Origin of the sequence: Thiomonas sp. X19 (assembly GCF_900089495.1) — a bacterium.
GTDB lineage: Bacteria > Pseudomonadota > Gammaproteobacteria > Burkholderiales > Burkholderiaceae_C > Thiomonas_A.
On the sequence record NZ_LT605203.1, the window covers coordinates 2,578,151 to 2,602,698 of the forward strand.

Here is a 24,548-nt window from a genome sequence, read left to right on the forward strand (position 1 = left end):
GCAACCATTCTAGGCTCAAACATGCAAAAGGTGCAACCATGCCAGTGACGACCATCGGTGTAAAAATTGATGACCATGTTCGTCTTCGTATCAAATCTGCGGCTGAGGCGCATGGACGCACGCCGCATTTCGTCGTTAAGCAGATGATCCTGCAAGGGCTGGAGCGGCTCGAACGTGGAGACGCGCTGGAGGCCGACCCGCATGATGGTGAGCTCAAGCCCCCGCCGCAGGAAGACCATCCAGCATCCCCGGTCATGCCGTTTCTCGATCTGGCGCAGGACGTGCAACCGCAAACCGTGCTGCGCGCGGCCATCACCGCGGCCTATCGCAGGCCCGAGCCCGAGTGTGTCCCCGCCCTCCTCTCCCAAGCTACCCTGCCTCCGAAACTGGCTGCGGCGGCGCAGGATACCGCCCGCAGCCTCGCCACCAAACTGCGTGCCAAACGCACGCGCGGCGTCGTCGAAGCGCTGCTGCAGGAGTACGCACTGTCAAGCCAGGAAGGAATAGCCCTGATGTGCCTGGCCGAGGCGCTGTTGCGCATCCCCGACACCGCCACGCGTGACGCATTGATCCGCGACAAGATCTGCTCCGGCGACTGGCAAAGCCATCTGCGCGGCGGCCACTCGTTGTTTGTCAACGCGGCCACCTGGGGTCTGCTGCTGACAGGAAAACTCGTTGCAACCAGCAGCGAGGTCAATCTATCCTCGGTCCTCACCCGTCTCGTTGCGCGCAGTGGCGAGCCCGTGGTGCGTGGGGGCGTGAACATCGCCATGCGGCTCATGGGCGAGCAGTTCGTACTGGGCCAGAACATCGCCGAAGCCCTGGCCAACGCCCGCAAATGGGAAGCCAAGGGCTTCCGCCATTCCTACGACATGCTGGGCGAGGCGGCGCTCACGGCGCAGGATGCCGAGCGCTACTTGCGCGACTACGAGCAGGCCATCCACGCGATCGGCAAGGCAGCGCAGCGCCGCGGCATCTACGAAGGGCCAGGCATTTCGATCAAGCTCTCCGCGCTGCATCCGCGCTATGCGCGCACGCAGCGCCAGAGGGTCGTGGACGAACTGCTGCCGCGACTGGCGCGGCTGGCGCGGCTGGCGCGTGAATATGACATCGGGTTGAACATCGACGCCGAGGAAGCCGATCGACTGGAAATCTCCCTCGACTTGCTAGAAAGCTTGTGCTTTGATCCGGCGCTTCACGGGTGGAACGGCATCGGGTTTGTGGTCCAGGCCTATCAGAAGCGCGCGCCCTTCGTGCTGGACTTCCTCATCGACCTCGCGCACCGCTCCCAGCGACGTTTGATGGTGCGGTTGGTCAAGGGGGCGTACTGGGATTCCGAGATCAAGCGCGCGCAGATCGACGGCCTTGAAGATTTCCCCGTGTTCACGCGCAAGGTGCACACCGACATCTCGTACCTGGCCTGCGCACGCAAGCTTCTGGCGGCGCCCAGCGCCGTTTTCCCACAATTCGCCACGCACAACGCGCACACCGTAGCCGCCATCCACACGATGGCGGGAGAAAATTTCTACGTGGGCCAGTACGAGTTCCAGTGCCTGCACGGCATGGGGGAGCCTCTGTACGAGGAGGTCGTCGGGCCCGATGCCCTGAACCGGCCCTGTCGCATCTATGCGCCCGTGGGCACGCACGAAACCCTGCTCGCCTATCTTGTGCGAAGGCTTCTTGAGAACGGTGCCAACACGTCCTTCGTCCACAAGATCAACGACCCGAAATTGAGTCTGGACGACATCATCGCCGACCCCGCCGAACTGGCCAGGAGCGTGGTGCCGCTGGGTGCTGGGCACGAGAAGATCGTGCTGCCGCGCGCGTTGTTTGGTGTGACCCGTGACAATTCCGCCGGGTTCGATCTCAGCAACGAGCAGCGCCTGGGCTCCCTGGCCTCTGCGGGGCTTGCAGGACTCGAGACGTCGTGGCAGGCACGACCCATCCTGGGCAGCGGCGAAGTGCAGGGTCCGGCGCGTCCGGTCCTCAACCCGGCCGACCTGCGCGATACGGTGGGCCAGGTCATCGAAACCGATCCCGCCATGATCGACACGGCCTTCACCCTGGCGCTGCAAGCAGCGCCTGTCTGGCAAGCCACTCCAGCACAGGATCGCGCGGCGATTCTGCGTCGCGCAGCCGATCTTCTCGAAGAGCGGCTTCCCAGGCTGGTGGGGCTGATCGTGCGCGAGGCTGGCAAAACCCTGCCTGCCGCCATTGGCGAGGTGCGCGAGGCAGTGGACTTCCTGCGCTATTACGCAGCCCAGGTCTCATCGCAGTTCCACAACGCCGTGCAGCGCCCGCTCGGCCCGGTCGTGGCCATCAGCCCGTGGAATTTCCCCCTGGCCATTTTCACGGGACAAGTCGCCGCAGCCCTGGCCGCAGGCAATGTCGTCTTGGCGAAACCGGCAGAGGAAACCCCGCTCATTGCCAGCTATGCCGTGCACGTGCTTCTGGAAGCCGGGGTTCCGGCAGGCGCGCTGCAATTGCTTCCGGGTGATGGTCGCGTTGGCGCAGCGCTGGTTGCCGATGCGCGTGTGCCGTGGCGTGATGTTCACCGGCTCCACCGAGGTGGCGCGCCTGATTCAGACGCAACTTGCCGGACACCTGGACGCCCAGGGTCTACCCATTCCCCTGATTGCCGAAACGGGCGGACAAAACGCCATGGTGGTCGACTCCTCCGCCTTGCCCGAGCAGGCCGTGACCGACATCGTCTCCTCGGCCTTTGACTCCGCCGGGCAGCGCTGCTCGGCGCTGCGCATCGTGTTGGTCCAGAACGATATCGCCCCCCGTCTGCTGGAGATGCTGCTTGGCGCAACCGCCGAACTTGCCATCGGCCGGCCCGATCGACTCTGCACCGACGTGGGCCCGGTCATCAGTGCCGAGGCGCGAGACACCATCACCGCGCACATCGAGGCGATGCGCGGCCGCGGCTTCAAGGTCAGCGCCCCCGAACTGCCGCAAGATGCCCGTCACGGCTATTTCGTGCCCCCCACGATCATCGAGATCCCGTCTATCGACGTCCTGGGGCGTGAGGTCTTCGGGCCTGTGCTGCACGTCCTGCGCTATCAGCGCGGCGAGCTCGATACCGCCATCGACGCCGTGAACGCGCTGGGCTATGGACTGACGTTCGGCATCCATAGCCGCATCGACGAGACGATCGCGCATGTGACCTCGCGCATCAGCGCCGGCAATATTTACGTCAATCGCAACATCATCGGCGCGGTGGTCGGTGTGCAGCCCTTTGGGGGTCATTCGCGCTCGGGCACCGGGCCAAAGGCCGGCGGCCCCCTTTATCTGCGCCGGTTAATCGCGCCCGGAAGCGGACCGTTTTTGTCAACGGCTCAAACGCCGCAGCCCCTGCTTGATCTCATCAAGGCCCTGCAAGACCAGGGCGTCGAGACCGCGGCGTTGCAAACCTACGCCGCGCATGCCCCGGCGCGTCAGATCACCGTGTTGCCAGGCCCGGTTGGCGAGCAGAACCAGTACCGGCTTGAGGCGCGGGGTACGATTTTGTGCCACGCCGACGCGCAAGAAGCCTTGCTGCGGCAGATCGGTGCCGCGCTGGCCACGGCCAACGTCGCGCTGATTTCAGGCAAGGCGGCCGATGCCGTCTCCGCGCTGCTGCCCTCCACCCTGCACGACCATGTGCGCCTCGCATCGCAAGACGCGACGCCCGACGCGGCGCTCTACGACGGCGATCCTGCCGGGCTTCTTGCCTTTCAAACCGAACTTGCACAACACACCCATGCGGTGGTGCCCGTTTGCGCACTGCCACGCGACGGGCTCACGCAGATGGATTACCCGCTTGAAATGCTGCTCCGCGAGCGAGTCACCAGCGTCAACACGGCAGCCGCTGGCGGCAACGCCAGCCTGATGACGATCGGGTGACGCCGAACACCGGGCAGCAAGGCTGCTGCACCATGCGCTCCTCAGGCGCGCGCGTGGTGCCATGACTCGATGCCCGGCAAACGCAGGCACTTTACCGGGCATCCATGCGCACTTGGGCAGCATGCGCCAACCGAACATCATCTTGACACCTGCGCTGAAGGTCAGGTACTGACAGCAGGGGTGATGGTTTTCGCCCGGTTGTGCGGCAGCAATTCGCCCAGACAGCAGCACTCTCCGCATGACTTCACAGGCACCGAGACCCTCCGAGCAGGCCCTGGATCCCGATCCTTGATCAGTGCGAGTCCGCCCACCTTGGCTGACAGCAACTGGCGCCCGCCGCATGCCGCTGGCATGATCCTCACGAGACATGGCGGTACTTCTTTCTTTCAAAGACGGGGGTTTCAAGAGTGAAGGAACCGAAGTGTCCTACAGTTACTGCGTTTTCTTGATGCACCGCAACTCGCCGCCAAGCACGGTGTGGCCGCCCGGCGAATTGGCGCCCTGGCGGTGGTGTCGTGATTTCCACATTCATCCGTGGCGAAGCCGCGGAGCAGAAATTCCCGACTGGCTGGAAGGCACACAAGCCCTATTTGCGCCTGACTCTTCAGCCGAAGTGAGGTTCATGGGGGAACCAGGCCCCATTCCCGGCGTTGAGGGAATGGGCGCTGATCAACATGGGTGCTTTTGTTGCGGCTTGCAGCCAGGCGTTGCGGCCGGATCGCAACGCTTGATACTCATGCCTCACATTCAGCTGAGCGAAAAGAAAGTCCGGGCTGCAGCCGTGCAGAAAACGCGCTCGTTCGTGTGATACGTCTCCAAACCTATGGTGGCGCCATATTGCGACACAACGCCGGCCTGGTACGCCGTAAACGCTTGCTGTGTTTGGGTGGCCATGGATTGCATCGTGGCGTTTTGTGCACTTGTCAGGCCTTGAGTCGCAAATGTTCCCGATGTGCCCCCGGAGATGTCAAGGTCAAGCGTGGCGTAGCGGAGATTCGGATCGCTCGGCACCTTCGAATTCAACACCGCTGTCATCGCTCCAGCCCCTTGGTTCCAAAACACCTCAGGGTCATTGAAGCCACCGCACATCATCAGAGGCATGCTGGGGGTGTAGTTGCGTAGATCGTTGGCTTTGAGGTCCTGGCGCAGCAGGAATTGCGGGTTGGCTGGGAGCGTTGGAGCCGTGGTCGAAAAGTTCGGGGCTGACCCGTCGACAGGAGCCGCGCCGTCGGGATTGGCGTCGACATCATTGACATAGGCTTCGCGAAAAGCCGTGCTGAAGAGGTAATTCGCAGGAGCAAATCCGGCTGCGCCCAACGGGGCGCCCTCGGGGAGCGCGTCGAGATTCGCATAGCCGGTCGGGGTCGATTGAAAAAGCGCAGTCGCAGGGATTTGCCGGCTCTGCACAGCCGCTTGGTATCCCGCATTGCCGGGAAAGAGCGATACCGCATTGGCATACTGCGTGGTAAATATCTGGCTCGGATTGAGCGATCCCTGCTTTAGATGTGCGTACGAGTTCACCACCATCGGCAAGAAGAGCGTACCCCCGAAATTGGGATGCCCTAGGAGACTGTCGGACTTTGCGGTCTTCCGGATGAAGACGCTATCCGAGACAATTGCTGCTGCACAACCGAGAGCCCGAGCCGATGAGCCGCTTCGTCCCTGTTGACCGAGACACCGCATATCTGTTGCCACCGTCGGTGGACGAATGGCTGCCCACTGATCANGGCTGTTGGACCAGGTGGGCAGCTTTGTCAACACGTCTTTGAGATATGCCCAGGGATCGGCGCCGCAGAGCTTGGCCGATTCGATCAGCGTCATAAGCACAGCAGCTCTGCTGCCGGCCTGGGCAATGCGCACCGGCGTACTTGCTGCAGATATGGCGATGCACGAAGAAGCGTGTAGGCTCGCGATCGAGTTGCTCGCTGATTTCTTCGCCGATACGCGTCAAGGCATGGCCGGCAGCACACAGCCCCGAGTCGACTCGTAGCGATGTTCGATCCGAGGAAGCTGCCCTGGCAGCGGCTGGCGCTGGGGTGTGCATTTGCCCGGGGCTCGGCCTGTTCTTCCGCCACCAGCAGGGCCCGCGTCTTGGGGTCGAAGAGTTGGCCCTGCGCGGCGTCCAGACTCAGACTCATTAACCACCGTTTCCGAGAAGCAGAGCAATTGAAAGCGCGCCCAGAGGGGCGCGCTCTTCTTGGAATCCAGTCTCGATAGCGCCGCGCTGCACGTCTGAGTTTTGAGAACGCCAGCGGCGGCGCGCCGGTGGCCGGTGCTGAGCGTGAGGCCCTCAGGCCTTGCGTGCCGCCAGCATCTCCCGACGCAGGATGGCATTGATGCGTGACTGGTAGCCCTTGCCTTGGGCCTTGAGCCAGTCCAGCACATCGGCATCGATGCGGGCCGTGATCTGTTGCTTGATGGGGCGATAGAACCGCCCACGCACGGCAGCATCCCACTGCGCTGCTGTCAGCACAGGACTATCGCTGGTGTCGATCGCGCTGTCCGGCCTGGCGGCTAGCTCTTTGAGCCTGGCGTGCTGCGCTGGCGTCAGGGGAGGCAGCGTCTCCAGCGTATGGCTAACGGTTTTGCTCTTCATAGCGTTGCCTTTCGGTACGGTCGGCGCGCCGCGCCGAGATGATGCGGATGACCTCGATGGATTGGCCGTGCACATCGTCCTCGTGCACGGTGTGCACCATCATCAGCAGGACGACACCACCGACCAGACCAAAGGTCTGCCAGCGTTGCTCACCGCCTTCGATCCGATCCTGCACCGACACTTGTAGCGGGTCGTGGAAGACGTGGGCGGCTTCTTCAAAGCTCACCCCATGCTTGCGTTGATTGGCGCGATTCTTGGCCTCGTCCCACTCGAATCGCAAGCGACTTGTCATATCGTAATTGTAGTTGCATTCATGTCAATATCAAAGTCCAGCACCGTCGCCGGCGCCCAGCGATACAGCGTCGGGATGGACACACCCAGAGACAACGCTGATCAAGTTTTCTCGCCATAAATGACCGCGCAGAAGTCTGCTCGCTTTCGCGCCGGGTGATGTCGCAACCCGTATCCGCCCCATGACAGCACGGCATTCGCTTTTTCTGCATTCCCATTCCTCTACCCGCAGCACCAACAGCCTTCCTCTCGGGTGGCTTGCCGCACAGCGGCAGCGCTACGGGCTTACCCTGTTCCGCTTGCATCTCAGATCGGATCGGACCCTTCAGCTTCGCCGGCGGTTCAACATCCATGGTGGCCCAGTCTTCAGAGACCACGCCTGACCGCATACCGTTTTGGTTCAAGCCTGTCAGCACCTTTGGCTTGTTCAAAGATCACGACGTTCATTTGAAGTTCACATCTGTTGGTCGTAGCCGATCGTCCCTTGCTCCTTACCGCCTCAGTGCTGGCAGTTTCCGCTTGGCCTCGCGGCCGCACGTACCGATGACTCGGTGGCTACGTTGTCTCCGGAGCTTCACACCAGGCCGTTGCCAGCCTCGCATGTCCGGATAGGGAACGGTTGATGGAACAACCGGTTTCATCGAGATATAACTCCTGTGAAACAAAGACTCAAGCGACTTTCAGGTCGCACGAAAATGGTCTTTGCCAGATCCAGGCCAACAGTCGTCATCTTCATGATGGATGCTCCTCTCGTGGAAGTGATGACCTCAAAACCCCACACTTTGGCACATCGATGCCGGATCGGGTGGGGGCACCCATTCCATTAGCTTTCCGTCGGGGCGTTGACCCAGCAGTCACCAGTCAGCATGTTCATCTGGGCTCCCCTGGCGTGGAGCGCCTCCACGGCGGGGCGAAGGTTGGGCGCGCAACATGCATCGCCCCCGCTGAGAATCCAGCGAATGTTCAAACGGACGCGGAGGCAATCAGCCAACGGCCACCGTCAAAGCGAACAGTGCTCAGCGCATATTCCCTGTATGCCCCAGCGAGTACCGCCCGGGCTGCGGCCAGACGGTGAGGCCATGCGGCTCCATGCCCACCGGGATAGTGCGTACCGCACCGCTCGTCGTATCGATTGCATAGACCACATCGTCGAACCGGCCAGATAACCACAGGGTCTTGCCGTCCGCACTGACACCACCCATATCGGGACTGCCGCCCTCTGGGATGGGCCAGGTTGCCACGACCTTGCGGGTTGCGAAATCGATCACCGACACGCTTCCTCTGCCACGACGCGGTCCGTGAATGAGGTTGGACCCGCGGTTCGCGACGTACAGCTTGGTCCCGTCACGGCTCGGATATAGACCGTGCGTGCCGACACCCGTGGCGGTGAAGCCAATTTTCCTGAAGGTATTGCCGTCGATCAGGTCGACTCCGTCGGCCAGCATGTCCGCCACGTAGAACACCTTGCCGTCCGGCGCGATGCGGATGTCCTGTGGCATAGCGCTGTTGCCAAGCCGTAGGTAGCCGACGACCTTACGATGCACCAGGTCAATCTTCGCGAGCATGCCATCGAATTCGCAGGTGAAGATCGCGTAGCGGCCATCGATCGAGAAGTCGGCATGGTTGATTCCGCGGCACTGCGGCACCGGCAGGCTCGAGCGCAGCGCCATGGTGTGCGGATCCCGAAAATCAAGCCGGGCGTGCGCCTCTGCCACAACGATGGCCTCTTTGCCGTCCGGCGTGAAGTACATGTTGTAGGGATCGTCCACTGGGATGGCCTTGCCGGGCTTACCGGTCTTCGGATCGATCGGCGTCAAGCTACCGTCGGTGCGGCCTTCGGCATTGTTGGTGACCCACAGCGTTTGCAAATCCCACGACGGCACGATGTGCTGCGGGCTGTGACCGACGGGGAACTTGTCAACAACCTTGAGCGTGGCCGGATCGATGACATCGACATCGTCGGAGCGCAGATTGGGTACATAAATCCTTGGCAGCGCGCCCTTGATCGCTGGACTGAGGTCCCCGGCGCCTGTTTCGCTGTAAAGATTGTTGGGGTTCACGACGGGAGGCATACCGGGGACCGTGTCGATAATCGGTGCGGCGCTGGCGCCGCCACCGATGCACAGACCAAGCCACACGGCCCCGATGAGGGTTGCAATACGAAAGCGGCGACGTCGGGACGAATCCATGATGGAATCCATGAAAAAGAAAAGAGTATGTTCTGAAGAGTCACGGCTACCGAGCAACGGCGCTCGTCACCGTCCAGCCATGTCCTTCTTGAGCGCATCGACAGTCCGCGACACGATGGCGTCGACGCCCAATTGACCAAGTGCGATGCTGGCGCGGCGCGGGTCACCTCCGTACACGCCGTCGGCCGGCCCGGGTTTGGCGCTGTTTCGCAATCGATCAAGGCGGACCATTTGCGGGGCCACCGCCAGCAGCAGCGACGTGTCGGCGAGTCCGGCGTGTGTGCCGATTTCGTCAGCAGGCACGCCCTGCTTGCGCAGGATTTGCGCGTAACCGGCCGAACTGGTGCCATAGTATTCGGGCGGCACGAAGGCTCGGACACCCGATCCGGCCCACGCCTTGTTGAGTCGATTCACCACCAGCCGGATGTCGCGTTGGTAGCCGCCGTGGTCACCAAGAAAGACGATGGTCTTGAAGCCGTGGACCTTGAAGCTGTAGGCGGCGGACTCCAGTGTTTGCTCGAACGCACCATCCGGCACCGTGATGGTGCCGGGAAAGCGCATATGTGATGTCGGCGGCGCGTAGCTGCCCTCCGGCACATAGGCAATCACCGGTGCGACGAGCGTTTGACCCAGCGCCTGTGCAATCCGTTGCGACAGCGCCTTCACGCGGGCGTTGTGCTTGCCCAGCGCGATATACGGCCCGCTTTGCTCGGTGCCACCGATGGGAATGATGATCGTGGTGGTACCGGCCTGAATGGCGTCACGGAGTTCGGTCCAGGTCCAGTCGTCCAGAAAGACGGTTCTCGGCGGCTGCGCAAGCGCGAGCTGCGATACCGATACCAAGAGGAAGGCAACGCCCACAGAAAACCGGCCCAGGGCACAGCGCATGACAAGATCCGCAAAAAATGCACACAAAGACTTCGCTGCAAGCAGCGCGAGGGGCGTTACCCGCTATTGCTGGGAGCCAGGGACCGATGTTACCCGCGAAACATCAGCAGAGGATTATTGAGCTTTCCCTAAATGGCGACATCACCACAACCCGCTTGGACCCAGCACGCGGCGATGATCGAAGGGCGGCGCTGTGCGCTCTTGAGTTGGTTGCGGGCGGTGACGTTGAGTTCGTCGAGGTTGGCCGGACAGAAGTTGGCCAGCGCATGACGCTAGAGCCAGGCCCAGAGGGACTCGACTGGATTGAGGTCGGGGGCGCATGGCGGCAAGAACGCCATCTGGACGTCTCCCTCGGTGGAGGCCAGGTCCTCGCGCACGAGCTTGCTGCGGTGCGCCTTCAAGCCATCCCAGAGGATCAGCAAGGGCTGCTTGAGGTGTGCACGCAAGGCCTTGAGGAACTCCACGTGCTGTTCTTTCTTGATTGAGCCCTCGTGCAGCCGGAACAGGCAGTTCGTGCGGCTCAAGCCCGCCATCACGCTGACGTGGGTCCAGTTGACGTGGAACTGGATGATGGGGGTTTAGCCCTTCGGTGCCCAGGTGCGCACCCGCGTGGGCCGCTCGCTCAGGCTCGACGCGTCGATGAAGCCGATCAGCCGTCCTTGTCGCTTGGCTTTTTGTTGAGGGCAGGCCAGGTCTGGCGCTTCCACACCTGCACAGCAGCCTCGTTGCGCCCGAGGGCGCGGCGCTCGGGCTTTTGCACGGAGAACCCCAGCCCACCCAGGATGCGCCAGATCTGCGTCTGGCCGAACTTGACGTCGTACAGTCGCTCGATGAGCATGCCCACGCGCTTGAGGGTCCATAACTCGATGCCACCGCCGAATTTTCAGCGGAACGAGCAAATCCGTTCGCGAAACGCTCGGTTCAGAGCGTTCGATTCTCCTTCACGCGTGCTACAAGCCATTGCAAAAGTTTGTGCGAGGCATTGGCAACGTCCGTGCCCGCGTGAATTTGGGCATTCCAGGCGGCAGCTTCGGTGTCTTGCCATCCCTGCTCCTCGAAAAGGCGCGTGGCCTGCGCGTTATCAAGCGGCAGGGTCTCCGCCAAGCGGCGGCAGTGCATAACCGCCCAGTGGTACGCCAACGTCCCGAGAAGAGTGTGAATCGTGCCAGGCTCGGTCGGCATCCGAAATTGGCGGACCCAATCAGGTACGTCTTCAGCAGGCATTGGATGCGCCAGCGCGTAACCTTGGCCCTTGGCGGCACCCAGAACCATGGCAGCTTCGACCATGCCAGCGTCTTCCAACCCTTCGACCACCACAGCCCGATTCAGATCCCGCCCCATCTCGATGAGTGTGGAGATCAAGCCGACGGTCTCCAGGGGGGAGATGCGCAACTGGGTGAGCAGGCCCTGGTCGATCTTGATCGCATCGAAAGGCAGGACCGACAAACGCTTGAGGCTGGAGTAGCCTGAACCGAGATCGTCCATCGCCAGTTTGACACCGAGGCGCACGAGTTGGTCGATGGCTTCGCTCTGGGTGCGCTGATCGATAGACTGGGTCTCCAACAGTTCCAGCGTGAGCCGGTGGGGGGGCGATGCCGTGTTGGCGCAGGGCTTCTTCGATCCACTGCGAGCAATGGATATCCAGCAGGGTGGATGGTGGAAGATTGACCGAGATGTCGATGCGCAGCCCCTGGGCATCCCAGTGATTGAGAATCTCCAGGGACTGCTTCAGCCCGAGTTTAAACAGCCGGTCGAGCCCCGCGTCGGATAAGAGAGGCAGAAATACACCTGGCAGCACAATGGTGCCATCCTCCAGTTTGAGCCGCGCCAGGGCCTGAACCTTTTGCACACTGCCTGTGCCCAAGTCCACCACCGGTTGCATGAACATCGCCAGGCCGCCGGCAAAGAGCCGCTGCCGATAGATTTGCGCCTCGTCAAGGCGCAGCACGTGCGAATCCGCAGGGCGATGACATCGGCGCCTGATCTCTTCCCAGCGGCGGCGTAGAGCTCGGACAAATTGCCGCATCCAGAAGGATTCAAACTGATTTGGGTAAGCGCCGAACATTCGAAACGCGGCAATCGGATGACCCTCTTCGCCCAAGATTGAGAGGGCTACTGCGCTGCGAACACCCAAAGGCAGCATCTGAGCGTGCCAGGCGGCAAATCGAGAATCCTGCCCATAAGCTCCGGAGCTCAAGACGGATCGGCTTCTCCAGGCCCGGCTGACCAAGGCTTGCCCTAATGGAGAGGTCGGATCCAGACGGGGCTGATAGTGCGACTGTCGGGTGATGGCTTGAATCGCATCCGAATGCAAGCCAGCCGTACTTGTCAGTTGAAAGATTCCCCGTTCATCCGGGACTTCGATGGCGGCGTTCAGGATGCCCGGCAACGCTGCTAGCGAATCGAGCTCCACGCGCATTGCCTCTGCCCACAGAACTTCTCTTGGCGGCAAATCGGCCGCAAGCGCAGAGTGGTACTGCTCGACGGTTTTATCCAGGCTCTGCAACTGCGTTTGCATGTCGTCCTGCAGGCGTTTTTCCGCAGCCAGCATGAGTTGATAGCGCGTGCGTGCCGTGATGGTCGTTGCGCTCAGTTTTGCATGCAGCAGTTCGCGATGCAGCGACAGAGACTGCACCAATGTTGCGCTATCGACGCCCACCAGCGCATGCACCTGCCCCAGGCGTTGCGCACGGGAAATGATGGCCTCTTGCGTGGTGTGGGGGGCAAGCAAAAACCGCAGATGCTCAGCCTGGGTCGTCTTCAGGGCCTGCATCTCCTGCGGGTTCAGGTTGGCCAGAATGGCGGCTGGTGCGGGAGCACGTGCCAAGCGCGTGTAGAACTCCTCAGCGAACTGGATCGAAATGGTTTGAAAAACGTTCTGCATCCTGTCTAACAGAGCGGTGGCGTCTTCTCCATAAGGCTCGAAGGGCCNGTTCGATTCTCCTTCACGCGTGCTACAAGCCATTGCAAAAGTTTGTGCGAGGCATTGGCAACGTCCGTGCCCGCGTGAATTTGGGCATTCCAGGCGGCAGCTTCGGTGTCTTGCCATCCCTGCTCCTCGAAAAGGCGCGTGGCCTGCGCGTTATCAAGCGGCAGGGTCTCCGCCAAGCGGCGGCAGTGCATAACCGCCCAGTGGTACGCCAACGTCCCGAGAAGAGTGTGAATCGTGCCAGGCTCGGTCGGCATCCGAAATTGGCGGACCCAATCAGGTACGTCTTCAGCAGGCATTGGATGCGCCAGCGCGTAACCTTGGCCCTTGGCGGCACCCAGAACCATGGCAGCTTCGACCATGCCAGCGTCTTCCAACCCTTCGACCACCACAGCCCGATTCAGATCCCGCCCCATCTCGATGAGTGTGGAGATCAAGCCGACGGTCTCCAGGGGGGAGATGCGCAACTGGGTGAGCAGGCCCTGGTCGATCTTGATCGCATCGAAAGGCAGGACCGACAAACGCTTGAGGCTGGAGTAGCCTGAACCGAGATCGTCCATCGCCAGTTTGACACCGAGGCGCACGAGTTGGTCGATGGCTTCGCTCTGGGTGCGCTGATCGATAGACTGGGTCTCCAACAGTTCCAGCGTGAGCCGGTGGGGGGGCGATGCCGTGTTGGCGCAGGGCTTCTTCGATCCACTGCGAGCAATGGATATCCAGCAGGGTGGATGGTGGAAGATTGACCGAGATGTCGATGCGCAGCCCCTGGGCATCCCAGTGATTGAGAATCTCCAGGGACTGCTTCAGCCCGAGTTTAAACAGCCGGTCGAGCCCCGCGTCGGATAAGAGAGGCAGAAATACACCTGGCAGCACAATGGTGCCATCCTCCAGTTTGAGCCGCGCCAGGGCCTGAACCTTTTGCACACTGCCTGTGCCCAAGTCCACCACCGGTTGCATGAACATCGCCAGGCCGCCGGCAAAGAGCCGCTGCCGATAGATTTGCGCCTCGTCAAGGCGCAGCACGTGCGAATCCGCAGGGCGATGACATCGGCGCCTGATCTCTTCCCAGCGGCGGCGTAGAGCTCGGACAAATTGCCGCATCCAGAAGGATTCAAACTGATTTGGGTAAGCGCCGAACATTCGAAACGCGGCAATCGGATGACCCTCTTCGCCCAAGATTGAGAGGGCTACTGCGCTGCGAACACCCAAAGGCAGCATCTGAGCGTGCCAGGCGGCAAATCGAGAATCCTGCCCATAAGCTCCGGAGCTCAAGACGGATCGGCTTCTCCAGGCCCGGCTGACCAAGGCTTGCCCTAATGGAGAGGTCGGATCCAGACGGGGCTGATAGTGCGACTGTCGGGTGATGGCTTGAATCGCATCCGAATGCAAGCCAGCCGTACTTGTCAGTTGAAAGATTCCCCGTTCATCCGGGACTTCGATGGCGGCGTTCAGGATGCCCGGCAACGCTGCTAGCGAATCGAGCTCCACGCGCATTGCCTCTGCCCACAGAACTTCTCTTGGCGGCAAATCGGCCGCAAGCGCAGAGTGGTACTGCTCGACGGTTTTATCCAGGCTCTGCAACTGCGTTTGCATGTCGTCCTGCAGGCGTTTTTCCGCAGCCAGCATGAGTTGATAGCGCGTGCGTGCCGTGATGGTCGTTGCGCTCAGTTTTGCATGCAGCAGTTCGCGATGCAGCGACAGAGACTGCACCAATGTTGCGCTATCGACGCCCACCAGCGCATGCACCTGCCCCAGGCGTTGCGCACGGGAAATGATGGCCTCTTGCGTGGTGTGGGGGGCAAGCAAAAACCGCAGATGCTCAGCCTGGGTCGTCTTCAGGGCCTGCATCTCCTGCGGGTTCAGGTTGGCCAGAATGGCGGCTGGTGCGGGAGCACGTGCCAAGCGCGTGTAGAACTCCTCAGCGAACTGGATCGAAATGGTTTGAAAAACGTTCTGCATCCTGTCTAACAGAGCGGTGGCGTCTTCTCCATAAGGCTCGAAGGGCCGCTCGCGCGCGGGCAGCTCGTCGCCATCGCTGCTCAGGTGCCACCAATGCGTGCGGTCGCGTTTGTGGGCCTTGGTCTGATACATCGCAGTGTCGGCCTGACGGATCAGGCTGTCTGCATCCTCCCCATCGCGCGGGAAGAGCGCCACACCCATGCTCATTCCTACGGTGGCGCTTTGTCCCAGGGCGATTTCGAAAGGATCTTCTACGGCCTGATGCAACCGTGCCAGGGCCTGGGTGAGTTGCTGGGCCACCTGCAGTTCATCCAGATCCTCGATGATCACGATGAATTCGTCCCCCCCAAGACGGGCCAACAGGTCGGTCTGACGGAGAAGGCCCTGCAATCGGCGCGCAAGTTCCTGCAACAGTCCATCGCCGGATTCATGGCCCCAGGTGTCGTTGACCGGTTTGAAGTCGTCCAGATCGATCAGGCCCACAGCGACCAGAGTGTTGTGTCGCTTCGCACGTGCCAGCGCCTGGGGTAGGCGCTGCTCCAAGGCGAAGCGGTTGGGCAGGCCCGTGAGCGCATCATGCGTGGCCAAACGTTCCAGACGATCTTGCAAGAGATGTCGGTCGGTGACATCCAGAAACGCCCAAACCGATGTCGACAGATCGCGGGTATTGCGATCTTCAACGATTTTTCCGGCCAGATCGCAGACGATGGTGCTGCCGTCGAGGCGACGAATCTGGACGCTCGGGATAAACACGCTGCCTTGCGAAAGCAGGGCTGGATATGCCGAACTGACCCGCTCATCATCCTTCAACGAGGCGTATACCATCGCGGTGGATCGGCCTTCCAGTCCCTGGGGATCGGCATAGCCGAGCATCGTTGCAAAGCGGTGATTGGCCTGCAAGATGTGGCGGTTGGTGGCCAAGACAATCCCGACCATCGCGTTGTTCAGCAACGTGTTCTGCAGGGCGGACTGGTGACGTTGTTCACGAATCATTTGGGCGATTTTCCCTGCCGCGAGGACCAACAAAAGCATCGTGCCCAGTTCGAAAGCCAAGCGCCCTCGAGCCTGTTGCCAATACATCTTCAGTGGCAACGCAGTGGGCCAGCTTGCTATCACCGCGAACGGATAGCCTGGGATATCGGCGCGAACGGCATCTTCCGTGCTCGGAGCGTCGGTAAATTTCACCCGCCCTTGCTGCCACACGCCGAGCAAGCCGGCATTACGAAGGTCACGCACGGCAAACGTCCACGGTTGGCCAGCCTGCGCTTGTGCGAGCAACGGATCCAGCCTGTAGGGAGATCCGACAAAGTACGCCGATCTTCCGGCGTTGTTGGGAACATGAAATCGCATGAGAAGTACATGCGTGCCCACGCGCGACGAAGCATGTACGGGCCCCAACAACAGGTCTGGGTTGGACGCAAATGGAGTGAACTGATTGCCCGGTGCAATGGGCCTGCTGCTTTGCCGGTGCGTTGACCAGAGGATCCTGTCGCCATTGGAAGACAAGATGTCGAAAGCGAAAAGAGCGTTGTGCTGTGCCAAAAAACGGCGCAGTGGCAACACCACAGCAGGGTCCGGTCTGCTTAAGTCGGAGGAAGACTCACGCAGGGACGCAGCCGCGAATTGCAAGACGACGAACTGGGTATCGAGTTGCGTGGCAACGCCTCGGGCATAGCTGGAAGCGGCGCGCTTGGCATCCTGCGCGGTCTGGGCCTGGGCTTCCCGAAAATGCCCAATTTCTGCCCAAGCGCCCCACGCGGCGACCATCATGAGCGGCAGGATCAGGAGGAGCATCTGCCAACGCGGGATCTCCTTGCTGACAAGTTGGCTGACGTGCGATTTCAACATTGCGGTGCCTAGTTCATCGTGTCCTGTGCACGCGCAGCCAACTGATGAACACGCCGTGCCCCTGATCCTCAGGGCGCGAGCCGGACTTGCAGCGCTCGACGTCGCACTGCAGCAGACTGCCGACGCCCGTGGCGAGCCTTCGGTCCAGGGTCACGGGCTCGCCCGGCTGCAGCGGAAAATCGGTCTTGATCACGAGACCACCAGGGCCGGAATCTCCCACCACGGTGACGGGGACCCCCGAGGAGTCGGGGCCGGAGGTGACGTGCCAGCCCAAGTGCAGCCGCACAGGCCTGGCCTTGAAGGTGCCGCGGTTGTCCAGGCGTAGGCCTTCGATCTTTCGCAACAGATCCTGTAGGCGGGGGTCGTCCCAATCGACGTCCACGAGTTTGCTTGTCGGATCGTTGAAACGGCGGGTCATGGCGACACGGGGGGCGGGCCGGTCATGCGAACGGGCCGGTCGATGCAAAGGACTCGCCGGACCCGGATGGGTCCAGCGCCGGGTCATGCCCAGCCGGTGGCGGTGTGACACTGAACAGAAGGTCGGGCGGCCGACAGGCTTGAGGCTCCCTCCCCAGACGCAACGATCCAGCCCCGCCGAGCAGGCCCACGTTATGGGCGATGCGCGTGACCGCTCCCGTCAGCCCGGTTTGCAACCAGGTCCCATTGCGGCTGGTGTCGGAGAGCGTGTAGGACCCATGACGCCAGGCAATGACCACATGCTGGCGGGAGATGACGGCCGTTCGCAGAACCACGTCGGCGCGCGGATCCCTGCCGATGCGGATGGGGCGTCCCGGGGTGAAGGTCATGTTCACACGCCCATCGGGACTGCGCAGGTTGAGCCACAGGGGTGCGGCGCGCGGCGTTCCCGGCGCTTGGGTGCAAGCGACCATCCAAGCCCGCACGCCGTCGGTATCCGCTGCGGCGGCAGGCTGGAGTTGGCTGACGAGCGTCTCGGGCAGGCGGGCTACGACGGCTTCGTCGAGCAGAGTCTGCCCGTCGCTCGCCCCTGTGGCCAAGGAGACGGCGCGGAGCAGGGTTTCTCCCTCGTAGGTCGGCGGGCGGCACAGCACGGCACCACAACTCAGCCCCATGTCCAGGTCGAGTCGCAGGTGCGCATCGAAGTTCTGACACCATTGGTCCAGGTGCAGGCGCATGGCGCTTGCAGCCTGCAAAGCCTGCTCGGCTTGCTCGAACAAGACGAGCAGGGAGGTGGAATCCATGTGGACGACAAGCCCGGATGCGGCGGCGGCACGGTGCGCGAGGCGGTTGATGGTCCGTTCCATGAAGGCGAGGGCCTTGGTTTCACCCATGAGCACGAACAGCGCATGCGTGGCCGGGATCTGCGCACTCAGCGCCACCAGCACAGAGGCCGGACGCAGACCTCGCCATTTTTCGAACATGGGTCTGCTCCTACCGTGACGTCGCGGCAGGGGTGCCGGAGGTCAGATCGGCGGGGACGAGCGTATTGATCCAGCACGGCGTTGCGACGTCATCGGGGCGATGCCCGAGTCGCGTGCCTTCCAGGACATACAGCCCCTCGGGAACGTCGGATGCGCCAGGGATGGCTTCGATCCAGTAGGACGTGGCGGCGGACAGTGCCTCGGCTGTGGCCACGTTGATGTGGCCCTGCTCGTCCAGCCCGACTTGCATGACCAAGCGATCAGACTCAGGGCGCTGCGCATCAATGAGCACCAGGGTCCGCGGTCGAAACCGGCCGCGAGGGTCCTGCAACAACGCATCGACCTCGGCAAGCCAGCCATCCAACCGCTGGCTTGAAGTCTTTGCCGAGGAGAGATTGTCGGCGTCAATCCGTGGCTTGATCGGGGTCATCGGGGAAGCGCTCTTTCTTCATGGGTGACGCGAAGCCTAGGCCTGAGGACGGCGCAGAAGCGATGACTTCGCGCAAACAATGCACGTCAGGCTTCCGAAAATTGGCCAAAGCGTGAAATCGTTCACGCGGCGCTGCGCAGCCCGGGCGGGAACGCAACGCGTCGGGCGGCTGATTCACTCAGAAGTCGGCAGGTCAGTCGACCCTTGGCGCCGATCACGATCGCCATCAAGGTGGTGTCAGCGTGCGGTCACGCACGCACAGGTCAAAGGCAAAAAACCCGCTTAAACGCGAATGCCTCTCGCGTAGGGCCGTTCTTCAGAAGGAGATCCAATTTGAATTTGGCTTCATCAACAGTCGGACGATGATTGCGGACGACCCACCACAGCACGGCATGGGTTTGGGCCAAGCCCGTGAACCACTCTTTCCTTCGCCGAATCCATTCGGCATGCTCGCCCCTGTAGACAAAACGACTCAGTGCATCGGGATCCTGCCATACGGATAGATGAAACAAGATGGGATGCGTCGATTGCAGCAGCACATCGGCATCGCCGGCCTCAGGTTGATACGCCCATATAAAACCCGGTGCGGCTGCGGCGAGTGCGTTGATGCGCTCTCGATTGGCAACAAAATCGGCCATCACAGGGGAGTCCAGTGGCGCCCTGGCTNTTCGAGTCAACCACGCGGGCGGTTCGACTGGGCAGCGCGGCTTGATGCGGCTGTGGAGGGGGCTTGACAGCCTCGCGTGGAAAGGCTCGCGTGTTCGCGGCTGCCGCCAGGGCAGGCGGTGTGCGTGGATGGTTGTTGGATGCCACGGATTGCGGTTGTACCGACAAGGCCTCGACATGGATGATCGAGGGCATAGGCAGCTTGGGCGTGGGCACGAGACCGAACTGAAGCGCCCATAACGCCACCGCATGCAGTATCAAAACCGCCACAATCAGCGGCCAGGACACGCGTGCCGGAGGCATGTGCACCGCATCGGTGATTTCCAGACTGATGTTGGAGGATGAAGTCGACATTACCGCGACACCCATTGCAAGGTCGCCAGCTCGACCGATTCCTGGGTCTTCCACGGCGCGCGACGGTGGATCCGTTCGGCCTTGTACAGCCCGTTGATCGTCTCGGCCAGGGCGTTGTCGTAGCTGTCGCCCTTGCTTCCGACCGAAGGCTCGATACCGGCTTCGGCAAGCCGCTCGCTGTAGCGGATCGAGACGTCCTGGGAACCTCGGACGCCCTTCTGTTTGTCAAGCGGCGAATTGCTGTGGTGAATCAAGGCTGCGTCCCGCTCGGGCTGCCGGGCGTACAGCGCCTGCTCCAGGGCATCGAGCACGAAGTCCGTGCGCATGGAACGGCTCAAGCGCCAGCCGACGATGCGCCGGGCAAACACGTCGATGACGAAGGCCACAGACAGCCAGCCCTGCCAGGTCGAGACATAGGTGAAGTCCGCCGCCCAGAGCTGGTTCGGGCGATCGGCCTTGAAGACGCGGTCCACGCGATCCAATGGACAGGGCGCCAAGGCATCGCTGATCGTGGTGCGCATCACCTTGTCGCGGATGACGCCGCGCAGGCCCAGGCGGCGCATGGGCCGCTCGATGGTGCAGCGAGCGACGGCGACACCTTCGCGCCTCAGTTGCTTCCGGCCCCAGACCTTGTCGGCACCATAGACCTGCATGTTCGTCTGCCAGACCCGCTCCATGTGCGGGATCAGGGTGTCATCGCGCTGGGCTCGGGCACAGCGCCGTGTGGGCTCGCGCCGCTGGGCTGCAAAGTGCCGATAGTCAGACGGGGCGACCTGCAGCACGTTGCAGATCGGCTCGACCCCGTGGGTGCCGCGGTAAGAGATGGTGGGCTCAACATGACATCAGATTACCCACTCGGAATTCATGAGAGGCTCATTTCAAAACGTCGAAGCAGCTTCAGAAAACGACCTCTGGATCCAATTGACGAACTGCTGGGTGAGCGTGTGACTTGCTCGATGAGATGGCAATAGAAGGTTTGGCCCCGTGGGCAGAGGCACCCGAATAGGCGACGCAGCGCGCAACTTGCCACTGACCAGATAGGGGGCAACCAGGCACTCGCGCCCCATCAACAGACCGTCGCCGTCCAATGCCGCCTGCAAAGCCATGCTGTAGAGCGAAAACCGCGGGCCGGTTGTTGCATCGACCCCATGCATGCTTGTCGCGTCCAGCCACCGTGCCCAATCGCCATCCCACACCGTGTCATGCAGCAAGGGTTGCCCGTGCAGGCGGATCTTGCCTTTGACTCTGAGTGTCTTCAGGATTTTCGGCGTGCACACTGGAAGCAGATGGTCTTTTGCGAGGCCGACGATTCTGACGTCTTTACGCGGCGCGTCCAGATAGAACAAACCCATGTCGAACGGTTCACGTTTGAAGTTGGGCGGCTCCTCCATCGCCGTGACCGAAACCTGGACGCCGGGAAAGTCCAGGTGCAACCGTCGCAAGCGCGGTGACAGCCACAGTTGCCCCAGGGCCGGCAACGCGGCGATGTGCAGCTCGGATCCCCGCATTTCGCTGCGCAGGTTCTGTACCGCCAGCCCCATCTGATCCATCGCTGCGCTCAGGGCGGGTCGCGCATGTCGGCCTTGGGGTGTCAGCGCAATGCCCTGGCTGTGGCGTTCAAACAATGCACCACCGAGCCAGGCTTCCAGCGCTTTCACCTGCTGGGCCACGGCCGCTGGCGTCACGCACAGCTCGCGGGCCGCGGCGACAAAGCTGTTGTGGCGGGCAGCAGCCTCAAAAGCGCGTAGCGCCGTGTACGGCGGCAGGCGCAGCTTGGGTGGATCAACGGCCATGGTGTTGGGATCCAAAGTTGTGACGCCTAGATTTTCTAGCCCACCGCGCAAGAATATCTCGTTTGTGAACTGAGGGCGGCCCATCGCATACTGGTCCACGTCTTCACCATTCGTCACTTCAAAAAGGACATGCGCATGACGGCCTTGCTGCAACACCGCCCCTGGGTTCCGGCCGGCTGCGAAGCCCTGGTTCAGACGGTGGCACAAACGACGGCAAACCAGGATGTTGATGCCGTGGCCTCCGAGCTGGGCCGCCTGGTGGAAGAAAACCACCGCATTCACGATGTGGACGGCATCAACCTCAACCCGGCCACGAATGTGATGAACCCGAAGGCCGAGGCGATGCTGTCGGCGCACCTGGGCTCGCGTGCGTCTCTGGGTTATCCAGGTGACAAGTATGAGATGGGTTTGGAGGCCATTGAGCGCATCGAGGTGATGGCCGCCGAGCTGGCCGCCGAGGTGTTCGGTGCGCGGTACGTCGAAGTGCGCGTGGGCTCGGGCGCATTGGCCAATCTGTATGTGTTCATGGCCACGTGCCAGCCGGGCGACACCATCATTGCCCCGCCAGCCGAGATTGGGGGTCATGTGACGCATCACGCAGCGGGTGCGGCCGGCCTGTACGGGCTGAAAACCGTGCCGGCCCCGGTGCATGCTGACGGTTACACGGTGGATGTCGCCGCGCTGCGCATCTTGGCACGCGAGGTGAAGCCGAAACTGCTCACCATCGGTGGCAGCCTGAACCTTTTCCCCCACCCGGTCAGCGCCATACGTGAGATTGCGGATGCGGTCGGCGCTTATGTGTTGTTCGACGCCGCGCACCTGAGCGGCATGATTGCAGGACAAGCCTGGCAGCAGCCCCTGGCCGAGGGGGCGCATGTGATGACGATGAGCACTTACAAGAGCTTGGGTGGACCGCCAGGCGGGCTGATTGTGAGCGACAACGCGGCCCTGGCCGAACGGCTGGATGCCATAGCCTACCCGGGCTTGACGGCCAATTTTGATGCTGGCAAGACCGCAGCGCTGGCTGTGAGCCTGCTTGACTGGAAGGCCTTTGGCCTCGCCTACGGCCAGGCCATGAAACGCACCGCCCATGCGCTGGCCGAGGCCCTGGACGCCCAGGGCCTGCCCGTCTTTGCCCGATCCAGAGGCTACACCCAGTCGCATCAATTGGCCGTCGAGGCGGCGCGTTTTGGTGGTGGCCAAACAGCCGCCAAGCGCTTGCGTCGCGCCAATTTGCTGGCCTGCGGCATTGGTTTGCCATGGCCTGTCGTGGAGGGCGATCTCAACGGCCTGCGTTTTGGTGTGCCGGAGATCGTGCGACTGGGCATGGGGGCGCCCGACATGACCGAGTTGGCATCCCTGGTTGCCCGGGCTCTGACTGGAGATCCTGATGGGGTTGCGTCCGAGGTTTCCGCTTTTCGACGGCGCTTCAGTGGTTTGCACTACATGCGCTGATCGGGTGCAACAGATCGTGAGCCAGCGAGCCGATGCGTCGCCTGTGGGGGAGGCCGCGTGATGTCTTGGCCTCCAGCCGTTCGATCAGATGCCGGTCGATGCACCCGTCGACTCGGCCGTATGCGGGCGAGAAGCACGCCGTCACGAGGTGCCGATTCCTGGTTTCTATGCGTACCGCTTGTTGTTGCGGCTGGAGCCGCCTGCCACATCCGTTCATCGACTCAAGGGCCTTGCACTTGAGGCTTGAAGCCGCCGAGCCATCCATGGCTCACATTCTTTCTTTCGTCTGGAGGTCGGAAATGAAACTTAAATACGCCATGCTGGTTCTGTCACTCGCCATCGGTACTGCCTATGCGCAAGACGCAACCGTTTTGATTGGAAGCGCCGCGCCCATGTCAGGCCCGCAGGCCTCTCAGGGCCAGGACAATATCAACGGTGCGCTGATGGCGATTCGAGATCTGAACACGATGAACATCTCGATCGGCGGCAAGAAGGTGATCTGGAAAATCGACGCGCAAGACGATCAGGCGGACCCCAAACAGGCCACGATGGTCGCCCAGAAATTCGTTGACGAGAAGGTCAATGGCGTCGTCGGCCACCTGAACTCAGGTTGCACTTTTCCGGCATCCCGCATCTACAACGATGCCGGCATTCCTGACATCACCCCGTCGTCGACCGATCCGAAGATTGCCGAGCAAGGCTTCAAGACCTTCTTCCGCATCATCGCCAATGACAACGCCCTGGGCGCTGGTCTGGCGAACTATGCCAAAAACCAGATGAAGGCCAAGACCGTTGCCGTGATCGACGACCGTACGGCTTATGGCCAGGGCGTGGCGGACGTGTTCGCCAAAACGGCGCAGAAAGATGGCATGAAAGTGCTGGATCGTGAATACACCAACGACAAGGCCACCGACTTCTCCGCCATTCTGACCAAGATCAAGGCGGCCAATCCCGACGTGATTTTCTATGGCGGCATGTACAGCCAAGCAGGCCCGATGCTGCGCCAGATCAAGCAGCTCGGCATTAAGGCCGTGTTGATGGGTGGGGATGGGATTTGTACTCCTGAGTTGGCAACGTTGGCCGGCAACGCTGTGAATGGGGCGATCTGTGCGGAAGGCGGTTCGCCAATCTCGCAAATGCCAGGTGGCGATGCCTGGAAGAAGCGCTACGACGCCGAGTTTGGCGCAAAAGCTTTCCAACTCTACTCGCCGTATGCCTATGACGCCACCATGGTGCTGGCGCACGCGATGATGAAAGCTGAATCGACAGACCCGAAAAAATATCTGCCCTTCATCCGCAACATTGACTACAACGGTGTGACCAAGAATGACATTCACTTTTTGAAGGACGGCAATTTGGCGAGCCCGACCATCACCATTTCCACCTTCAGGGAGGACAAGAAAGAAGTGGTGTTGGTGCAATGAGACTGCCATCGGTGCCGCAACCGTTGTCGAGGTCACACCTCATCGTGTTGCGGCACCGATGGCAGAGTCGGAGTCACATGGAGACCACTGGTTTCAGGGGCGCTCTGGAATCACACGGAGACAAAGGGCACCGTGATCCCCCACACCGGGCGGAATCGGTCGTGCATCGAGAGACAAAGACGCTGGAGGGGCAGGATGCGGCGCTCAGCCCCAGCGCCGCATCCTGCCCCTGCCCATGATCAGGTTGGCCCGCAGGTTGACGAGATCCTGTAACAGGCTGTTGAAATATCTTAGAGACTGTACGCAAACGATAGGAGCGCTCAATGTGGAAGGTTTCGAGATGCGCATCTCGCCCGTGAATTGGGCGCTTTCCGACCCTTTCGCAGGATCACGGATATTCTCGGACCATAGCTCGACCCCCGAAAAACGTATTTCAAC

At 61.7% G+C, this 24,548-nt stretch carries 13 protein-coding genes and 8 pseudogenes; 3 read left to right on the plus strand and 18 right to left on the minus strand.

Annotated features, from left to right (window positions below; genetic code table 11):
• Positions 1–38: 38 nt before the first annotated feature.
• A pseudogene (gene putA, locus THIX_RS12345) lies at positions 39–3,888 on the plus strand (trifunctional transcriptional regulator/proline dehydrogenase/L-glutamate gamma-semialdehyde dehydrogenase).
• 1,740 nt (positions 3,889–5,628) lie between these two features.
• On the opposite strand, the pseudogene THIX_RS12350 reads toward putA, so the two are convergent.
• From THIX_RS12350 to THIX_RS12440, 18 genes and pseudogenes are all read right to left on the minus strand, one after another.
• Positions 5,629–5,736: pseudogene (locus THIX_RS12350) on the minus strand (transposase domain-containing protein); the annotation flags it as partial.
• A gap of 1 nt (position 5,737) precedes the next feature.
• Positions 5,738–6,047, minus strand: a pseudogene (locus THIX_RS12355) (IS66 family transposase zinc-finger binding domain-containing protein); the annotation flags it as partial.
• A 131-nt stretch (positions 6,048–6,178) separates the two neighbouring features.
• A complete protein-coding gene (locus tag THIX_RS12360; protein ID WP_112486469.1) occupies positions 6,179–6,484 on the minus strand; it encodes a BrnA antitoxin family protein in 306 nt (101 codons plus the stop codon).
• A complete protein-coding gene (locus THIX_RS12365) occupies positions 6,465–6,776 on the minus strand; it encodes a BrnT family toxin (RefSeq protein WP_112486467.1) in 312 nt (103 codons plus the stop codon). The genes THIX_RS12360 and THIX_RS12365 overlap by 20 nt, the downstream gene beginning before the upstream one ends.
• Before the next feature lie 1,015 nt (positions 6,777–7,791).
• Positions 7,792–8,847: a YncE family protein gene (locus THIX_RS12375; RefSeq protein ID WP_112488339.1), complete on the minus strand. Its 1,056-nt coding sequence runs from the start codon at positions 8,845–8,847 to the stop codon at positions 7,792–7,794.
• A 183-nt stretch (positions 8,848–9,030) separates the two neighbouring features.
• Positions 9,031–9,852: a creatininase family protein gene (locus tag THIX_RS12380; protein ID WP_112486465.1), complete on the minus strand. Its 822-nt coding sequence runs from the start codon at positions 9,850–9,852 to the stop codon at positions 9,031–9,033.
• Positions 9,853–9,980: 128 nt separating this feature from the next.
• A pseudogene (locus THIX_RS12385) lies at positions 9,981–10,729 on the minus strand (IS630 family transposase); the annotation flags it as partial.
• Positions 10,730–10,773: 44 nt separating this feature from the next.
• Positions 10,774–11,076, minus strand: a complete 303-nt coding sequence (locus THIX_RS23805) for a hypothetical protein (protein ID WP_158540875.1) — start codon at positions 11,074–11,076, stop codon at positions 10,774–10,776.
• A gap of 60 nt (positions 11,077–11,136) precedes the next feature.
• Positions 11,137–11,550 (minus strand): annotated as a pseudogene (locus THIX_RS24875) (EAL domain-containing protein); the annotation flags it as partial.
• Positions 11,450–12,817: pseudogene (locus tag THIX_RS23030) on the minus strand (EAL domain-containing protein); the annotation flags it as partial. The pseudogenes THIX_RS23030 and THIX_RS24875, both read right to left, overlap by 101 nt.
• A complete protein-coding gene (locus THIX_RS24880; RefSeq protein ID WP_112488341.1) occupies positions 12,742–13,554 on the minus strand; it encodes an EAL domain-containing protein in 813 nt (270 codons plus the stop codon). The gene THIX_RS24880 and the pseudogene THIX_RS23030, both read right to left, overlap by 76 nt.
• Positions 13,454–16,588 (minus strand): annotated as a pseudogene (locus THIX_RS12410) (diguanylate cyclase domain-containing protein); the annotation flags it as partial. The gene THIX_RS24880 and the pseudogene THIX_RS12410, both read right to left, overlap by 101 nt.
• Before the next feature lie 13 nt (positions 16,589–16,601).
• Positions 16,602–17,006: a hypothetical protein gene (locus THIX_RS12415; RefSeq protein ID WP_112486462.1), complete on the minus strand. Its 405-nt coding sequence runs from the start codon at positions 17,004–17,006 to the stop codon at positions 16,602–16,604.
• Positions 17,007–17,028: 22 nt separating this feature from the next.
• Complete coding sequence (locus THIX_RS12420; RefSeq protein WP_112486461.1) at positions 17,029–17,988, minus strand: FHA domain-containing protein; 960 nt, start codon at positions 17,986–17,988, stop codon at positions 17,029–17,031.
• Between the two features lie 10 nt (positions 17,989–17,998).
• Positions 17,999–18,418, minus strand: coding sequence for a hypothetical protein (locus tag THIX_RS12425; protein WP_112486460.1), 420 nt, complete (start codon positions 18,416–18,418; stop codon positions 17,999–18,001).
• Positions 18,419–18,681: 263 nt separating this feature from the next.
• Positions 18,682–19,335, minus strand: coding sequence for a DUF3291 domain-containing protein (locus THIX_RS24615; protein ID WP_371412906.1), 654 nt, complete (start codon positions 19,333–19,335; stop codon positions 18,682–18,684).
• Positions 19,336–19,437: 102 nt separating this feature from the next.
• A pseudogene (locus THIX_RS12435) lies at positions 19,438–20,256 on the minus strand (IS3 family transposase); the annotation flags it as partial.
• 60 nt (positions 20,257–20,316) lie between these two features.
• On the minus strand, positions 20,317–21,513 hold the full coding sequence (locus THIX_RS12440; protein ID WP_233224539.1) for a LysR substrate-binding domain-containing protein: 1,197 nt from the start codon (positions 21,511–21,513) through the stop codon (positions 20,317–20,319).
• Between THIX_RS12440 and glyA the strand changes: the two genes are divergently transcribed.
• Complete coding sequence (gene glyA, locus THIX_RS12445) at positions 21,466–22,686, plus strand: serine hydroxymethyltransferase (protein WP_233224540.1); 1,221 nt, start codon at positions 21,466–21,468, stop codon at positions 22,684–22,686. The two genes, THIX_RS12440 and glyA, sit on opposite strands and share 48 nt — an antisense overlap.
• Before the next feature lie 299 nt (positions 22,687–22,985).
• Positions 22,986–24,110 carry a branched-chain amino acid ABC transporter substrate-binding protein gene (locus THIX_RS12450; protein WP_112486473.1) on the plus strand — a complete coding sequence of 375 codons (1,125 nt, stop codon included), beginning with the start codon at positions 22,986–22,988 and terminating at the stop codon, positions 24,108–24,110.
• The last annotated feature ends 438 nt before the right edge of the window (positions 24,111–24,548 follow it).